Origin of the sequence: Rhizobium sp. SYY.PMSO (genome assembly GCF_046840415.1) — a bacterium.
Classification (GTDB): Bacteria; Pseudomonadota; Alphaproteobacteria; order Rhizobiales; family Rhizobiaceae; genus Rhizobium.
Genome location: NZ_CP177351.1, coordinates 1082167 through 1097672, shown reverse-complemented (window position 1 = coordinate 1097672; position 15506 = coordinate 1082167). Strand labels below are relative to the sequence as shown.

The 15506-nt window shown below is 59.7% G+C and carries 15 protein-coding genes, 1 pseudogene and 1 riboswitch; of the genes and pseudogenes, 9 read left to right on the top strand and 7 right to left on the bottom strand.

Annotation, left to right across the window (positions count from 1 at the left end; translation table 11 throughout):
• Nucleotides 1-27 precede the first annotated feature (27 nt).
• Nucleotides 28-831, top strand: a complete 804-nt coding sequence (locus ACJJVH_RS31715; RefSeq protein WP_162749358.1) for a universal stress protein — start codon at nucleotides 28-30, stop codon at nucleotides 829-831.
• 93 nt (nucleotides 832-924) lie between these two features.
• A complete protein-coding gene (locus tag ACJJVH_RS31710; protein ID WP_412066432.1) occupies nucleotides 925-1497 on the top strand; it encodes a histidine phosphatase family protein in 573 nt (190 codons plus the stop codon).
• A gap of 56 nt (nucleotides 1498-1553) precedes the next feature.
• Here the strand turns inward: ACJJVH_RS31710 and ppa are convergent, their stop codons facing one another.
• The 4 genes from ppa to ACJJVH_RS31690 form a co-directional block, all read right to left on the bottom strand.
• Nucleotides 1554-2096, bottom strand: a complete 543-nt coding sequence (ppa, locus tag ACJJVH_RS31705; RefSeq protein ID WP_113436779.1) for an inorganic diphosphatase — start codon at nucleotides 2094-2096, stop codon at nucleotides 1554-1556.
• A gap of 347 nt (nucleotides 2097-2443) precedes the next feature.
• Nucleotides 2444-2518, bottom strand: a riboswitch (Fluoride riboswitch).
• Nucleotides 2519-2706: 188 nt separating this feature from the next.
• Nucleotides 2707-3750 (bottom strand): LacI family DNA-binding transcriptional regulator, encoded by a 1044-nt coding sequence (locus tag ACJJVH_RS31700; RefSeq protein ID WP_162761087.1) that lies wholly within the window; start codon nucleotides 3748-3750, stop codon nucleotides 2707-2709.
• 254 nt (nucleotides 3751-4004) lie between these two features.
• A complete protein-coding gene (locus ACJJVH_RS31695; protein ID WP_113436781.1) occupies nucleotides 4005-4949 on the bottom strand; it encodes a sugar phosphate isomerase/epimerase family protein in 945 nt (314 codons plus the stop codon).
• Nucleotides 4950-4971: 22 nt separating this feature from the next.
• Nucleotides 4972-6147, bottom strand: coding sequence for a Gfo/Idh/MocA family protein (locus ACJJVH_RS31690; protein ID WP_412066431.1), 1176 nt, complete (start codon nucleotides 6145-6147; stop codon nucleotides 4972-4974).
• 701 nt (nucleotides 6148-6848) lie between these two features.
• Here ACJJVH_RS31690 and ACJJVH_RS31685 point away from each other — a divergent pair.
• The 4 genes and pseudogenes from ACJJVH_RS31685 (at nucleotide 6849) to ACJJVH_RS31670 (ending at nucleotide 10343) form a co-directional block, all read left to right on the top strand.
• Nucleotides 6849-7820, top strand: coding sequence for a substrate-binding domain-containing protein (locus ACJJVH_RS31685; protein WP_113386298.1), 972 nt, complete (start codon nucleotides 6849-6851; stop codon nucleotides 7818-7820).
• An 85-nt stretch (nucleotides 7821-7905) separates the two neighbouring features.
• Nucleotides 7906-8910 (top strand): ABC transporter permease, encoded by a 1005-nt coding sequence (locus ACJJVH_RS31680; protein ID WP_113436782.1) that lies wholly within the window; start codon nucleotides 7906-7908, stop codon nucleotides 8908-8910.
• The gene (locus ACJJVH_RS31675; protein WP_113436783.1) at nucleotides 8910-9722 is read left to right on the top strand and encodes a sugar ABC transporter ATP-binding protein; all 813 of its coding nucleotides are present in this window, start codon (nucleotides 8910-8912) and stop codon (nucleotides 9720-9722) included. Before ACJJVH_RS31680 ends, ACJJVH_RS31675 begins: the two co-directional genes overlap by 1 nt.
• Nucleotides 9719-10343, top strand: a pseudogene (locus ACJJVH_RS31670) (Gfo/Idh/MocA family oxidoreductase). Before ACJJVH_RS31675 ends, ACJJVH_RS31670 begins: the two are co-directional and overlap by 4 nt.
• 418 nt (nucleotides 10344-10761) lie before the next feature.
• On the opposite strand, the gene ACJJVH_RS31665 reads toward ACJJVH_RS31670, so the two are convergent.
• Entirely contained in the window at nucleotides 10762-11028 is a 267-nt protein-coding gene (locus ACJJVH_RS31665; protein WP_113369940.1) for a hypothetical protein, read from the bottom strand.
• 123 nt (nucleotides 11029-11151) lie between these two features.
• On the opposite strand from ACJJVH_RS31665, the gene ACJJVH_RS31660 reads away from it, so the two are divergent.
• From ACJJVH_RS31660 to ACJJVH_RS31650, 3 genes are all read left to right on the top strand, one after another.
• Nucleotides 11152-11772 (top strand): gamma-glutamylcyclotransferase family protein, encoded by a 621-nt coding sequence (locus tag ACJJVH_RS31660; protein WP_412066430.1) that lies wholly within the window; start codon nucleotides 11152-11154, stop codon nucleotides 11770-11772.
• Between the two features lie 377 nt (nucleotides 11773-12149).
• Nucleotides 12150-12767, top strand: coding sequence for a GntR family transcriptional regulator (locus tag ACJJVH_RS31655; protein ID WP_162704046.1), 618 nt, complete (start codon nucleotides 12150-12152; stop codon nucleotides 12765-12767).
• Between the two features lie 98 nt (nucleotides 12768-12865).
• Complete coding sequence (locus ACJJVH_RS31650; protein ID WP_113436821.1) at nucleotides 12866-13303, top strand: VOC family protein; 438 nt, start codon at nucleotides 12866-12868, stop codon at nucleotides 13301-13303.
• 100 nt (nucleotides 13304-13403) lie between these two features.
• Here the strand turns inward: ACJJVH_RS31650 and proC are convergent, their stop codons facing one another.
• Together proC and ACJJVH_RS31640 are read right to left on the bottom strand one after the other, a co-directional pair.
• On the bottom strand, nucleotides 13404-14243 hold the full coding sequence (proC, locus tag ACJJVH_RS31645) for a pyrroline-5-carboxylate reductase (RefSeq protein WP_113436785.1): 840 nt from the start codon (nucleotides 14241-14243) through the stop codon (nucleotides 13404-13406).
• A 58-nt stretch (nucleotides 14244-14301) separates the two neighbouring features.
• Nucleotides 14302-15483 (bottom strand): NAD(P)/FAD-dependent oxidoreductase, encoded by a 1182-nt coding sequence (locus ACJJVH_RS31640; RefSeq protein WP_113436786.1) that lies wholly within the window; start codon nucleotides 15481-15483, stop codon nucleotides 14302-14304.
• Nucleotides 15484-15506: the final 23 nt, after the last annotated feature.

Sequence of the window (15506 nt, the reverse complement as noted above, 5' to 3'; positions counted from 1 at the left end):
CACATAGACGGAGCCGCTATTCTGGCCGTGCTGGCCGAACAAAGAGGCGCACGCGCCTGTCTTGAGGCGGCGCAAGATGCCTGGACCGCCCTTGAGGGAGCTTCAGGCATCACCGCATTGCATGTCCGCGTGGATCCGATATTCGACATCATGCCGACGGAAGAGGTGCTTTCGAAGGATCGACAGCGCTTGATGGAGCTGGATGCCGTAAAAGAAGGGCATGCGCTCCATGACATCTACGCCGCATGGATGGTGGGTTTGCCGGCCAATGTTCCCTCGAACTGGTATGACATCGGCGGAAGCGAAGATGCGAAGATAGAGGAATTTGCCAGGATTGCCCGGATGACGGTGATAGCTCGGCTCGACGCCCATAGCCGGGGCCACGCGCATGAGGCTTTCCATACCTGTCTCTTTCGCACGGGAAAGCCGCTGCTGGTCGTGCCCGACAGATATCAGAAGCGCGATGTGCGGCGCATCCTTGTGGCCTGGAAGGACACCGCGCCAAGCCGCCGCGCCTTGGAGGCCGCGGCGCCATGGCTCAAAAATGTCGAGCAGGTCCTGCTACTTCGAATAGGAGACGAGCGCCCGTTGGAGCTGGAATGGGCGGTCGAGCGGCTCGTCGATCTCGGTGTGCGGAGCAAGACCCTGAACGTGCCCAGAAACCTCAGCCTTTCGGTGGGGCGACAGATTCTTCGTGAAGCACATGCCGTCGACGCCGATTGGATCGTAGCGGGCGCCTTTCACCATGGAGAATTCCTGGGCTGGATTTTAGGGGGAGTGACGGAGACGTTGCTGAAAGAAGCAACGCTGCCTGTCTTCTTCATGCACTAGGACAATCATCGATCCCGGGGGAGACGAGATATGACGGGAGTGCTCATACTTGCTCGGCAGGGACAGAATGAAGGCGAGGCGCTGGAACGCTTCGTGGGGCAGTCCGATTACCGCCTGACCCATCTGGGTCGTCTCGAGGCAAAGGGTATAGTGCGCCAGATTCTGGAGGCCCGTCTGGCCGTTGATACGATATTTGCACCTGTCTCCCGACAATCCGAGGAAACGACGCAGATCATACGCAAGGGGCTGAAATCCGCTGCTCCTGTTTTTCATGCTCCGGCGCTCGGCGAGCGCGACTTCGGCGATCTCACGAACATGAGGAAGGAAATGGCGCTGGATCTATATGGCGCCACCGCAGTCGTCGCCTGGAAACGCTCATTTCACGCAGGCCCGCCTTCCGGAGAGAGCTTCGCCGATTTGCATGATCGGGTCTGGGCTTATTTTACCGAACATGTGCGGCCTTGCCTGGACAGAGATTTGAATGTGCTGATCGTCGCCGATACCGACAGTATACGTTCGCTTGCCCTGGGAGTGGGCGAAGTGCCTGCGACGCAGATGGAAGCGCTGGAATTCGAACGCGGTCAGGTCATCGCTTATGCTTTCGAGGATGCCGGCGGCTCCAGATCCGCCGGCAGAGAGCCGCCACGTCTGCGAATTGTTGCTTAAGTGTTATTGTCCGATCACCCAGCCTTTCCCGTACATCGATGCCTGATGCCGCTCTTTCACCCGCTTTGGGTGGGAGAACGGTATCGATCTACCGATTCAAGAATGATTCGCCTTGCGGCTTCGGCATTTTGCCAGGCGCCGACTTTCGACCATTTTCCGGGTTCGAGATCTTTGTAGTGCTGGAAGAAGTGCGCAATCTTCTGCAGCGTTATTTCGGGCACCTGATCGTAGTTCGTGACGTTTTCAAACTTGCGCGTCAGATGAGGTGACGGAACGGCCAGAATCTTCTCATCCATTCCCGCATTGTCTTCCATCGTCAACAGCCCGATGGGACGGACATTGATGACGCAGCCGGGGATCAGAGGGCGATCGTTGCAGATGATGACATCGATAGGATCGCCATCATCTCCCAGCGTATTTGGAACGAAGCCATAATTTCCGGGGTAGACCATCGGCGTGTAGAGAAACCGATCGACAACGAGCATTCCCGCCTTCTTATCAATCTCGTACTTGATCGGCGGACCTCCAATTGAAATCTCGATGACGACGTTGATGTCGGCGGGCGGATTCTTTCCAACGGGTATCGCTTCCAGACGCATGACGGTCTCCTTGGTTGGATGACGGAGTTGATGTGGGTTTGGTTTTCAAATCTCGCGATCCGTAAGCTCCTCTAGCCTTGTCCGTTCATCGCGAAATGAGCGCTGTTCCCGGCATGCGACATCGCGCGCGGCGTCGCCAGACCGCTTCCAGCGAGGACACGCTTTCTTCATCGATGCGGAACGCCGGATATCGGGTATAGATCTGATGCCGGTCGTCTTTCTCCGACAGGCCTTGCAGGTTCGCCAATCGACGCAGCTCGACGATTATATGCCGGACAAGGCCCAGGATGCCGAAGTTGACTTACAGCTATGGAAAGAAAAATCATGACTCTACTCCGTCGCTTTTGCGCCAAGTAGGAGTCATCAGCTCAAAAGAGCAGTTCCGTCTTTGCGACGCGGCAGAATCCATTGCCGTGTGATTGAAATCACAATCCGATAATTTGCCCCATCTTTGTGAACTGTCAATATGATATCACAACCTGTCGTGGGTGCGGTTGTAATCTGTTCGATACAGCGGTGCGGCTAATGCCTGGTAACTGACTTAATTGCCGCCAGCGTCCTGGACCAAGCCTCCGCTGATGGAATCTCAATGAAAGCGTAAGCGAAAATCCTAGAGCGTCTTGGAGCGTATTTTCTCCTTCTCGCCGCCCTGCTCGGACTGGACAGTCGTGCGCCGGATTACCAGCGAGGGGGCGATCAGCACATGCATCGCCGGCTCGTCGGGTTTCTGCATGCGGGACAGGAGGATGTCGAGGCTTTGGCTTGCCATGTACTGTATCGGCTGGCGGACGGTCGTAAGCGACATCGTTTCGGATTCAGCGAATGGAATATCGTCATATCCGACCACCGCGACGTCCTGAGGTACGCTGATGCCTTCTTTCAGCAGCCGGCTGAGGACGCCGAGCGCCTCGAGATCGTTGGACGCGAAGATGGCGGTCGGACGCGGTTTCTGGGCGAGGATGGCGTCCATGGCCTCGACGCCACCGTCGAGCGTATGCCTTCCAGAATAGACTTTGGGCACGAGCCCTTCCGCTTCCATCGCTGCGCAATAAGCTTCACGGCGGCGCTGCGAGCCGGCATAGGGGCCGCCGTCGATATGCACGATATTGCGATGTCCGAGTTCGATCAGATGTCGGACAATGAGGGAAGCCCCGAGGTGGTCGTCATTGCTGACGCTGTCGATCCGTTCGTTGGAAAGATGCCGCCCGAAGTAGACCACCGGCAGATGTCGCCCTATCCGTTCGATCGCTGCGGTGGATTCCGGGGAGCCGATCAGTATCAGGCCGGCGACACGCTGGGCGACGAGAGACTGGATCGCTTTTTCGGCGGCAGGATCCGAATGACCTTCCAGGGAAAGAAGCACTTCGTACCCCTTCTCTCTGGCCGAAGCGTCTATGCTTTTCGCGACCGATGCGGTGAAGGGGTTCAAGATGTCCGACAGAAGCACGCCGATAGTGCGGGTGCCGCCGCTTGCCAGCCTGCGTGCCGAAAGATCGGGCGTGTAGTTGAGTTCTTCGGCAATCTTGAGAATCCTTGCGCGCTTGTCCGGGTTGACGCCGGGGTCCCCCCGCAAGGCAAGCGATGCAAGCGACCGCGAAACACCTGCTCTATTGGCGATGTCCATCAGAGTGAGTTTCGGCGGCGTCTTGCTCATCAGTTTTCTTTCATCATGTCGAATGCGGCGAACGGGCAGCCGCTGATGCAGCGGTGCCCGGTCCGGGAGCATCGTCACGCTATAGCATACTGTTGCAGAATGCGTGACCCGTCACCGAAAGCCGTCCGCCGGGGTTGTGGCATTGCGGGTTCTACCTATGCCGGTCCTATCGCCCCCTTCGCCTGCGGGTGCAAGCCTCCACCATCGATCGGGCTGTCCGAGCCGCTACGGCCGAACTTGCCGGAGTATGCGCATCACGCGGCCTCTTCGGTGCTTTGCTGGATGCAGAAACGCAACGTGGCGGCAGAGGTCGCGACCGCATCCTCGGCTGCCATGGAATAATCCTCGTTCTCGATGGAGATGACGTCGTCATAACCGGCGGCCCGCAATGCGCGCACGATGTCCAGCCAGGCGCGGACCGAACTGCCGTGGCCGAGCGAGACGAAATTCCAGTAGCGTGAATGGACCGGGATCACATGCTTGGGGTCAAGAAGTCCATTCACCTTCGACGCTGGTTCGATACGGGAATCCTTGCCGTGGACGTGGTAGATGCACTCTCCCAGAGCCTGAATGGCGGAAACGGGGTCGCCTCCCATCCAGATGAGGTGCGACGGGTCGAAATTTACCCCCACGACCGGGCCGACGGCGTCGCGCAACCGGAAGAAGCTCTCGGTGTTGTAGACTACCTGACGGCCGTGCTGCTCCACGCAGAGGCGTATGCCGTCCGTTTCCGCCTTGGAGGCGAATCGTTTCCACCAGGGAATGACCCTTTCGCTCCATTGCCACTCCAGAATTTCCATCGCCTCGAGAGGCCATGAGGAGGTGATCCAGTTGGGATGGCTATCGCCGGGAGCGCCCGGAAGGCCGGACATCATGACCACCCGCCGGACACCGAGCAGCTTTGCGAGTTCCAGCGTCTTGTAGGCAAGGTCCGTATCCTCGGGGCCGATCCGGCCGGGATGGAGCTGGTTGCCGGAGCAGTTCAGGGCGGAGATTTCCAATGCGCGGTCGCGTAGCTTGCCCAGCAGCCGATCCCGCTCCGAAGCGCTCGTAAGCAGCGCCTCCACCTTCAGATGCGGCGCGCTCGACCAGCCTCCCACCCCGAATTCGACGCAGCTCAACCCGAGCGCGGCGACCTTGTCCAGGCATTCGTCCAGACCGAAAGCGCCGAAGCCATCGGTGTTCAAACCTATTTTCATCGATATCCTCCTCACATTTCCATCAGACCGGAGACCGTTCCACCGTCACCGGGCCGCCGTTGTCCGCCGACGCCTGAATCGCATCGAGGACTTCGGCCGCGCGAAGGCCGTCGAGCAGCGTACCGTCTGAGATCGGACGGCCCTCGGCGATCGCGTTCAGGAAGTCGTGGATCATGAACCCGAAGACCTCCGCGTATCCGACCGCGACTCCATCGAACGGCACGGGCAGCATCGATCCCACGTTGGGTGACGACGGACGATTGAAAACGGTCGCAAACGGCGTCTGGCCGCTGCCGTCGAAGCGGGCGATCTGATACTGGTTGATCGACTGTGTCGAGAAGCGGGCGGTTGCTTTCGTTCCAAAGACCTCGAACGAGAGCGTGTTGCCCATGCCGATCGCAACGCGGCTGGTGGAAAACAATCCCTGGGCGCCGCTGTCGAAGCGCAACAGAGCGGACATGACGTCGTCGTTGTCGACGGGACGGCGTTCGGAGCTTAGCTCGACTCGATTGTGTCCCACCGTCGAGCAGGCAGCCAGGAAACGCTCCTTGATGGAAATGGTCGACACCGCGCCGGCGACTTCCGAGACTTCGCCGCAAAGGAAGCGGGCAGTGTCGATTGCGTGCGTGCCGATGTCGAGCAGCGCGCCCGGTCCGGCCCGGTTGCGCTCGTATCTCCACGAGTGGGGCAATTGAGGGTCTGCCGCGTATTCGCACTGGAACTGAACGAGAATGTTGACGATCTCACCGAGTTCGCCAGCCGAGATCATGTTGCGGATTTCGGTGACTGCCGGAATGCGGCGATAATTGAAGACCGTGGCCGCGCAGACGCTGGACGACTTGCCCTGCTCGTACAATCGGCGTGCCTGCGAAGCCGACAGGGCAAGGGGCTTTTCGCAGAGAACATGCTTACCGGCGGCAAGGGCGGCTTCGACTGCATCGACATGCAGGAAATTCGGTAGCGCGACGCTGATCACCCCGATTTCCGGGTCCGAAACAACCTCTCTCCAGTCGGAGACCGTGCGGGAGAAGCCGAAGCTCTGCGCCAACTGTCTGGCGAGCGTTGCGTTCGGATCGGCGACTGCGGTCAGGTTGAGGCCCGGCAGGCGCGATGCAAATTTCGACAGATGGTTCCGATAGCCGAACGCGTGCGCGGCGCCGATCATGCCGGCGCCGACGATTCCGATCCCGTTGCTCACTTCATACCTCCCTTTGCGTCCGATGATGCTGGTTCAATCAGCCGGAGCGCGGTTATTGATATTGGAGCGCTCCAATCCAGTCAATTGGAAATTTTAAAGAGCTGAATGTGGTGTGATGGTAGTCGTTGCCGCCTATAACTATGCGCGGGGCACTCTCTTTGATGGCTGGTGAACGCGTAGACAGGAGGGGGGAAGTTGGAGAGCTGCTCTTGGGCAGGGGCGCACATTGGGAGAAATATATGAATAAAAACAGATGGTTATACAAAGATCGTGGATAGGTGATGCCTCTCGGCCCCGATCGATATGGTGGTCGATGACTTTTCAGGCAGTGCGGTTGGTCATTGCCCTTCGGATGAGCCGATTTCTGATGACTCGCGGATCGGCCTCCGCCTTTCATTCGATTTTTTGATTGACAATATTGGAGCGCTCCAATATTGAGCAGTGAAAGTTGGCGCCGGGAGGGTGCAACGAGAATGGGAGATGGCGGTCGGCTTTGAGGAGTCCGGAAGGTCGTGGCGAGGCTCTCGCGTGGCCGGCGTCCGGTGGCCGCTGGAGCCTGGGTGGCGATCGGACCGGCAGGATTCGTGATCGCGAAAAGATGGTCTCGCCCTTCCAGGCCGCGAAGGTTCTGCATATGGCGCCCCGTCAAGCGCCGAGGTTGGAGATCCCGCCATCGTGGCGGGCAAGAGGAGGAGTGAACAATGAAATTGAAAGCCCTTACGAAGGTGATGCTCGCGACGGCCGCGCTCTCGCTTGCCGCCGCGCAGTCGCATGCCGCCAATATCGCCGTGATTTCCGGCTCGGCGCAGGACGCATTCTTCAATGCCATCAAGAAAGGCGTGGATGATGCGACGATGGTCGTGAAGGCGCATGGCGGCTCCGTCAGCTACATGACCGTTCCCAACTATGACAATTTTGGACCCGATCTGGTCGGCCTGATCAACACGGCAATCAGTCAGAACGTTCAAGGCATCGCTATTCCGGTTTGGGTGCCGGAGGCGCAGATTCCCGCACTCCAGGAAGCGGCAAAGAAGGGCATCAAGATCATGCTCTACAACACCCGGACGGGCGACAAGAGCCAGGATGCCATCGGTCTGAATTACTTCGGTACGGACGAGGCGGTCGCAGGAAATGCAGGCGGCGCCTATCTGGCGAAGCAAGGCGCCAAGAAGATTCTCTGCGTCATCCACGTCCCGGGGGCTGTCAATCTCGAAACGCGTTGCAAAGGTGTGACCGACGGCGCCAAGGCCGGCGGCGCGGAGGTCGAGCCTCTGCGGCTGCCATCGAGCGTACAGTCGGATATGGCCGGCACGGCGGAAGCCATTAAGGCCGAGCTGCTGAAGGATCCGTCGATCGACGCCGTCATGACACTCGGTGCGCAGACCGCCGACGCGGCGGCGATGGGTATCCAGCAAGCGGGCGTGGGCGACAAGGTCAAGCTTGGCACCTTCGACATGAGCGCATCCGTGCTCGACCGCATCAAAAACGGCCAGCAGCTGATGGCGATCGACCAGCAGCCGTATCTGCAGTCGTTCCTGGCGACGACGACGCTTGCCGCGAATATCGACTACGGCCTGGAAATTCCGACGAATCCGGTGCTGACCGGCCCGGCGATCGTCGACTCGTCCAACATCGGCGCCGCACTGAACGGAGTCCAGAACGGCGTTCGCTGACGATAGCCCGGGCGTGTGGCCAGCCCTCCGGTTCCAGGGCTGGCCTGGAAGGTAAAATTGGTTGGACCATGCGGGGAGGCGCATCATGGAAAAACTATCTATCGACAACCTCATGAGACGTCCCGAGATGGGGGCTTTTCTCGGCATGGTCTTCGTCGCGGTTTTCTTCACCATTTTCGGCGGCGTTCTGTTCCTGTCGCCGAACGGTATCGCAAGCTGGCTGAACGTGGCTGCAAATCTGGGCATCATCGCCGTTCCCATCGGCTTTCTGATGATTGCCGGCGAACTGGACATCTCGATCGGCGCCATGGTGCCGGCCTCCTCGATGTGCATCGCCATCGTCTCCGGCTATTACGGCCTGCCCATAGCAGTGGGAATTATTGCGACCCTGGCATTCGGCGCCCTCGTCGGGCTCATCAATGGCCTCATGGTCATCCGTACCGCAGTGCCATCCCTCATCGTGACCATGGGCACGCTCTTCGCCATAGCGGGTCTGATGCTGTTCCTGTCGATCGTCCTGACGAAGACGACGTCTCTGTCCATGATGTCGCCGGCCTGGGCGAAGACCATCTTTGGAAGCTACATCGGCAGCGGTTTCCAGGTAATGATCGTCTGGTGGCTCGTTCTTATGGCGCTCTACTTCTTCTTCCTGCATCTGTCGCCTTGGGGCAACTGGGTCTTCGCTCTTGGAGGCGACCGGATTTCCGCCCGCAATGCCGGCATACCAACCAGCAAGCTGACGGTCGGCCTGTTCATCCTGTCTTCGCTCTCGGCGGCCTTCGTCGGCATGTGCCAGACCATCATGTACAGCTCCGCTCAGGTTTCGACCGGACAGTCGTTCATCTTCAACACCATCATTTCGGTCGTCGTCGGCGGTGTCCTGCTGACGGGTGGGTTCGGGTCGGTCATCGGGATTTTCTTCGGCACGATCACATTCGCCATCGTCAACCAGGGGATTTTCTACACGGGCTTCGACCGCAATCTGTCGAGCTTGATCATCGGCGTGATGCTGCTGATCGCTGTCCTGATGAACAACACCTTCCGTCATATGGCCTTGAACCACACGACCAGGAAGAAGGGAGCGAAATAATGGCCACGCCCATCCTCTCCTTGAAGAACGTCAACAAGAGTTTTGGCCCGATCGAGGTCCTGAACGACATTTCCATCGACATCAAGGCCGGCGAAGTTCTTTGTTTGCTTGGCGACAACGGCGCCGGCAAATCGACGTTGATCAGGATTCTCTCCGGCGTGCATCAGCCGACCTCGGGCACGATCCTGTTCGAGGGTAAGCCGAGCACGTTCCCGACGCCGAAGGCCGCCGCCGAGCGAGGGATCGCCACCGTTCACCAATTCGGCGGAACGTTCCCGCTGATGTCGATCGGCAGAAGTTTTTTCGTGGGCGTGGAGCCGACGAAGGGCTGGGGGCCGTTCAAGGTTTTCGATCGCAAGAAGGCGAACGAAATCGCCGTCCGGGCGGTTCGCGACTTCGGCATCACCAGAATCGATGACGGCGACCGGCTGGTTGGCGGTCTTTCGGGCGGCGAGCGCCAGTCGTTGGCCATTGCCCGCGCCGTTCATTTCGGCGCGAAAGTCCTCATTCTCGACGAGCCGACGGCCGCCCTCGGCGTCAAACAGGCGACCCATGTGCTCCGGATCGTCAACGAGGCGAAACGCCGTGGCCTGGCGGTCGTGTTCATCACGCATCAGGTGATGCATGCCATGGCCGTCGGAGATCACTTCGCCGTCCTCATTCGCGGAGCCGTCGCCGCGGACTTTGCCAAGGGCGAGAAGACCCGCGAGGAGATCACGGATCTGATGGCCGGCGGTGAAACAATGGCGGACCTCGAAGCCCAGATCGAGGGGCAGCCGAGGAGCGAGATGCCTGCGTCCATCGGCGCATGAATTGGCCCGTTCGAAAGGATGGCATCTATGACCTCCCATGCGACGCCGTGCTGGATACCGTCGTTGGGGCAAGCGGGGGAAATGGTCGACGCGGCAGAGCGGTCCGGCCTGGTGACGCAGGTTGGCTTCAACTGCATAAGGAACCCCGCTCTGTCGCTTGCTCGTCAAATGATCATGGAGGGCGAGCTTGGTTCCATCACATCCTTCAGGGGTCTCCATGCCGAGGACTATCTGAGCGACCCGCCATGCCATCGACATGGCGTCTTGCCCCCGATGACGGCGGTGCGCTGATGGATCTCGGCAGCCATATAGTCAACATGGCCCGCTTTCTTCTTGGGCCGATCGAGCGTCTGCGCGGACATGGAGACGGTCATCAAATCCCGCTCTGTCTCGACGGGCGCCAGCGAACGCAAGGCAGTCGAAGTTGACGATCAGGCCCGCCTTCTCGTGCGGTTTGCGCGTGGATGCGCCGGTACGATGGAGGTCTCCTGGACCGCAACGGGCCGGACGATGCAGCTCGTGATTGAGGCGGCAAGGGAATCCTCGAAGCAGGGCAGGTGGCTCGACGTGCTTGAGAGGCGGTATCCTCAGGCGCGATCTTCCTTCGCTGCCTGTTCGTAAAACCAGCAAGCACGGAGCCTGCACGACTTGCGGCAACATAGTGGCTCGAAGCGGAGAAATGACATGCAACCGGACAGCGGCTCAAGCCCACCCAAAGATGTTTCCGAGCTGAAGGAAAGAATCGTCTCGAGAACCACGGAATTTCCTGCATCGATCAAACGGATATTGGAGCTCGGCTTTACGCGACCTGACGCAATCGCATTCGGAAACGCCTCGTCGATAGCGGCGAAGTGCGAACTTGCGCCATCTTCCGTCTCTCGCACGGTACGGGCGCTCGGTTACGCATCTTTCCGCGAATTCCGACAGATTTACCGCGATCATCTTCTGACCGTGTCGCGTGGCTCACGCGTAGCATCGGCGGACAACGGCCAAGCGGTGCTCCGAAACCATGGAAATTGCGGCAGCAGAATTTGAAACTTCAATCCGCTGATCGCGCCTTTATCTTCCAGCCGCCGCCTTTCGGGTCAGGGGTCAATATCCACGACTTTTCGGCGATATCGGTGCCACGCGCCGTCCTGTAGGGGCTTATGGTAAGGCGTATCGTGGCGCTGCCGTTGCGGCTATAGCGAGCCCCGGCGATCGTGCCGTCGCTGAACTGGGCCACGATTTCGTCTGCGTTGTCTTCATCGGCGAGCCTTACCCGGCACCCCGGGTAAGCATGGGTGTTGGCGATTTCAAAACGCATGGTTCACCTCCCGGTTTCATTCTTTCTCCTCATCCCCGCGTTGTGCCACAGCAGGCCCGGATTGCAAGATCGCCGCGGGACGGAGCGAATGCGCTTGACACATCATATACATGAAAATATATTTTGGAATATACGGATTGGCACGCGGGCTCAATCCGTTTTGGGAGGCGATCGCCTGCCAGTGAATCACGCAAACCGAGGGAGCGGGCGGCCTCAAGCATCGCTGCTCCAGAAGAGGTAATGATGTATTATTTCGCTTACTGCACCTGGCTGCACGACATTGAAATTGATCGCTACATGCCGGAGGCAAAGGCTGTTACGAAAGGCTATGCAGCCAATCATTCACTGCGGTTTCATGCCGCCGGCAATCGGACCGATCGTGGCTGGTGCCATTTCCTGAACACGGCCGAGGCCTATGGCGAAAAGGCGATGGGCGTTGTTTTCGAACATGATGAAAGCCACTTCCAGGAAGATTACGACGATTTCGAACGCTGCTGCGTAACGATCTATGGCGACGACGGTAAAACCTACGATTGCTGGACCTATCGTTTGATCACGCCTGGCATTGCGATGCGCCCGCCGAATTTCTATTGGGAGCACATTCCCGCCGGTCTCAAGCAATGGGACTTCCCGCAGGAATACATCGACAAGGTCAATGCCGTATTCGAGGCGGCTGCCGCTTGCCCGCGCGCAGATCGTCCCAATCCCTCGAAAATTCCGGGCCGCGGCGCCGAAACGCGCTGAACGAAGGCCAAAGGCGGCGGATTTTCCGCCGCCTTCACAATGGGGTATGGAGTGAAACGAACGAGCGAGGTTTTATGCGCTGGCCATGGATCGCGCCTTTTGTTGCCTGCCGGTCCGACCGGCACATCGGGCCGCGAGCTTGCGCACGCTGATCCCGGAGCGGGCTGGGCGACGGCGGTTGCACGATATCGCCGGTCGCGTGATCTTCATGGAAAGTGGCCGGATGGTGGAAGATACTGCCGCAGCAGGGTTTTACACGACCGCAAAGCGATAGGGCGCGGCAGTTTCTTGCGCGCGTTCTGGCTGCTTCTACAATATCCGGATGATTCGGAGATCGAGGGCAAATGGCGGCAAAAAAGACAGTTTCCGGTGAATCCATGGCAAAGGACGTCCGGACCCGAATTCGCAGCATGATTCTCGGCTCTGAACTCAAGCCGGGCCAGCGCCTTGTCGAAGACGAATTGTGTGAGCGGCTGGGCGCTGGACGTACGCCCGTGCGCGAAGCGCTTTTGATGTTGCAGGGTGAAGGCCTGCTTGCCCGGGCACGAGGCTGGGTGGTGGAAGATGTCGACGGATCTCAGATCCGGGCGATATTCGAGAGCCGCGCCGCCATAGAGGGTGCGACCGCCCGGTTGGCAGCCAGGCATGCGCCGCGAAAGACGTTCGATGCGTTGCTGCGGCTTATCGAGGCCATGGAGCCGAGCGAGGCTTTAACCCGAGCGGAGCTCAACCGGCTCAACAACGAATTTCACAATCTCATCGTCGAAGGCGCGGAGAACCCCCTTTTGGCCCAGTTCCACGAGCGCACCCAGTTTCACTACTGGATGCTGCGGGTTCCGATCCTCTTTTCGGAAAGCGAGATCATGGAAACGAATCTGCAGCACCGGAAAATCGTCAGCGCCCTGATCGCACGGGACGAGGACGGTGCCGATCGTGCAGCGCGCGATCATGTCGAAAGAACGATGGCCATCGTCGAGCCGGCCATCCATCTCTGATCGATGCCTGAAACGAGAACAACCCGCTCCCGACATCCCGGGAGAACGGAATCCCTATGCCGATTTTCAACTTGGACCAGCCATTCAGGAAACATAGCATGACCGAAATCTTCCAGCATCTGCATCACGTCTGCATCGTCGTCAAAAATCTCGAGAAGACCGTCGCCTATTATGAAAGCCTCGGCTTCGGCCCATGGTTCGACTATCCCAAGAAAGGCGAATATGTCGAACTCGATGTTCCGAACGCGGAAGCCTCCAAGGCCATGCGTTACAAATGCGTGGACCTGGCCAATGTCCAAATCCAGCTTTGCGATCCGGGCGTGCTGGATTCGCCGCAGAAACGCTTTCTCGATGATCACGGTGAAGGCGTCTACCATCTCGGCTTCGAAGTGAACGACCGGGACGCCGCCGAAGCCGGTGGGCGGGCGCTCGGTCTTGAGGTGATCGCGCGCGGCAAACGCACCGACGGCAGCGGCTTCTGCTATTTCGATACGCGTGCCGGTGCCGGCACCGTGCTGGAAGTCCGCAAATCTTAGGAGAGGGATGCACGCGCGCGATTTCTTGACTGCGCGGCCGGTAAAGAACCGCGCGCGTTGCCCGGGCCTGAACTGCTCCCTGTTCGAAACACCCGCTCCGTTATGGCAGCTCGGCCGTTTGGGGAACCGCTTCTCCCAATTCCACGGAACGCATGCGCGCGGCTTTCACCGCCTCGGTGACGAGGGCTGTCAAACGGTTGTCGCCCATGAGCACGGCAAGTGCCGCATCGGTCGTGCCGTTGGGGCTCGTCACCTGTTCGCGCAGCCTCGTCGGGCTCTCGGCACTTGCCGCAGCGAGCGCGCCTGCGCCAGCCACAGTCTGCATGGCAAGCAATGCCGCCGTGTCGTGGGGCAGGCCAATTGCCGTGCCTGCATCGGTCAGAGCCTCGATGAAATGGAACACATAGGCCGGTCCGGAACCGGAGACCGCCGTTACGGCATCCATCAGCGCCTCGTCGTCGACAGTTGCGACCGCGCCGGAAACCTCCAGCAGGCGGGTGATAAAAGCAGCACTCGGCGCGCTCACATGGGGGTTGCCGCAAGTCACCAGCATGCCCTTGCCGATCGCGGCAGGGGTGTTGGGCATACAGCGGACGATTGCCGCATTGGCGCCCAGACATGAGTTCAGCAGTGCAATCGGTATGCCGGCCGCGATGCTGACGAAAGTCGACTGGGCGGCAAAGCGTCGATATGCAGGCAAGACATCGGCCATGATCTGCGGCTTGACGGCGATCAGCACCATATGCGGCTTCAAATCCGGCGGCAGTGTTTCCGCGCCGGCATAGGTGCGAACGCCTGCATTCGCCGCACGGGTGCGCAGCGCCTCCGCCGGTTCCACCACATGCACATCCTCAACAGCCAGGATGCCGCTTTCGAGCCAGCCCTGGAGCAGGGCGAAGCCCATGTTGCCGCATCCAACCAGAATAATCGTACGAGACATGGACCTGATGCTCCTTCGTTTGAGGGGCAGCCGTGTGGCTGCGCCGTTAAGCCGTGCTCTAAATCAGTTCATCAACGCCGATTGCGGCGCCGGATACCTCCGCGCCGTCGGCGAACCGGGCCGAAGAGAATTCGGGTTTGCCGATATCGCGGCTTTGGCCCGTCGCGATCCACTCGGCCGTTCCCATTCCAACAGCCGGCGAGACCTTGAAACCCTTTTCGTTGCCGCCCGCCATGAGGTACAGGTTGCGGCATTCGTGATGCTGGCCGTAGATGCCCTTGAAGTCCGGCGTGAAACCGTCAACGCCGGTCCAGGTATTGATGCCGACGAAACGTTCGGCTGCGGGAATGCGTTGGCGGATTTTCGCGATGCCGCGGGCGACGGCCGCGGGATCGACGTCTTCCTTGCGCTGATCGGGATCGATGGTCTGGCCATAACGATCGTCGCGCATGGAGATAAGGGCGGTGCCTCCATCTTCGGGCCGAAACGACGTGTCGAACCTTCCGTCCAGAAACGTCATCGGATGTTTCACGTCCGCCGGGAGGATCACTCTGCCGATGGTCAACCGACGCGCTTGAACGGGCAGCTCGATGCCGACGCTTCGGGCCAATGGCGCGCACCAGGCGCCCGCGGCAAGGACGATTGCGTCCGCATGTATTTCACCTTGAGGCGTAATGACGCCTACCGCGCGTCCTCCCGCCGCGATGAGGCCGAGGGCGGGGGTACGCGTCAGCAGCCGCACGCCACGCGCCATGGCATTGACCAGCAGTGATTCATTGGCTTTCGCGCCGTAGGCGGTGCCGCAATCCGGCTCGTAGACGGCAATCGTGTTTTCGGCCGCCAGATGCGGCTGGCGTTCCGCAATTTCCGCGCCGTCTATGATCCGGCTGTTGCTGCCGATCTGCCGCAGCATGTCGACATGTGTCTGAAGCGCGCCGCGTCGATCGGCGCTATCGAGCCACAGGAAGCCGGTACGGCGAAATCCGGCGCTGCCCCCGACACGCTCTTTCCAATGGGTGAAAACATCGAGGCTCTTAAGGGCGAGCACCGCCTCGGGTTCATTGGCGTGAAACGTCCGCAACAGGCCCATGCCGCGGCTCGAAGCGCCGGCGCCGGGATAATCCCGGTCTATCACGACCACATTCCTGATGCCTCGTTCCGCCAGGAAGAAGGCCGCGGCCGCGCCGTTGAGACCTGCTCCGACGATGGCAACTTGCGCTGTTGTATAGGCTCGGTTCATTTTCAGACTCCGGAGAATAGCCG

Excerpts from the sequence above, each read along its gene's own strand:
- ppa (WP_113436779.1), bottom strand. The coding sequence starts at position 2,096 with ATGCGTCTGGAAGCGATACCCGTTGGAAAGAATCCGCCCGCCGACATC.
- ACJJVH_RS31700 (WP_162761087.1), bottom strand. The coding sequence starts at position 3,750 with ATGAGCAAGACGCCGCCGAAACTCACTCTGATGGACATCGCCAATAGA.
- ACJJVH_RS31695 (WP_113436781.1), bottom strand. The coding sequence starts at position 4,949 with ATGAAAATAGGTTTGAACACCGATGGCTTCGGCGCTTTCGGTCTGGAC.
- ACJJVH_RS31685 (WP_113386298.1), top strand. The coding sequence starts at position 6,849 with ATGAAATTGAAAGCCCTTACGAAGGTGATGCTCGCGACGGCCGCGCTC.
- ACJJVH_RS31680 (WP_113436782.1), top strand. The coding sequence starts at position 7,906 with ATGGAAAAACTATCTATCGACAACCTCATGAGACGTCCCGAGATGGGG.
- ACJJVH_RS31675 (WP_113436783.1), top strand. The coding sequence starts at position 8,910 with ATGGCCACGCCCATCCTCTCCTTGAAGAACGTCAACAAGAGTTTTGGC.
- ACJJVH_RS31665 (WP_113369940.1), bottom strand. The coding sequence starts at position 11,028 with ATGCGTTTTGAAATCGCCAACACCCATGCTTACCCGGGGTGCCGGGTA.
- ACJJVH_RS31655 (WP_162704046.1), top strand. The coding sequence starts at position 12,150 with ATGGCAAAGGACGTCCGGACCCGAATTCGCAGCATGATTCTCGGCTCT.
- ACJJVH_RS31650 (WP_113436821.1), top strand. The coding sequence starts at position 12,866 with ATGACCGAAATCTTCCAGCATCTGCATCACGTCTGCATCGTCGTCAAA.
- proC (WP_113436785.1), bottom strand. The coding sequence starts at position 14,243 with ATGTCTCGTACGATTATTCTGGTTGGATGCGGCAACATGGGCTTCGCC.
- ACJJVH_RS31640 (WP_113436786.1), bottom strand. The coding sequence starts at position 15,483 with ATGAACCGAGCCTATACAACAGCGCAAGTTGCCATCGTCGGAGCAGGT.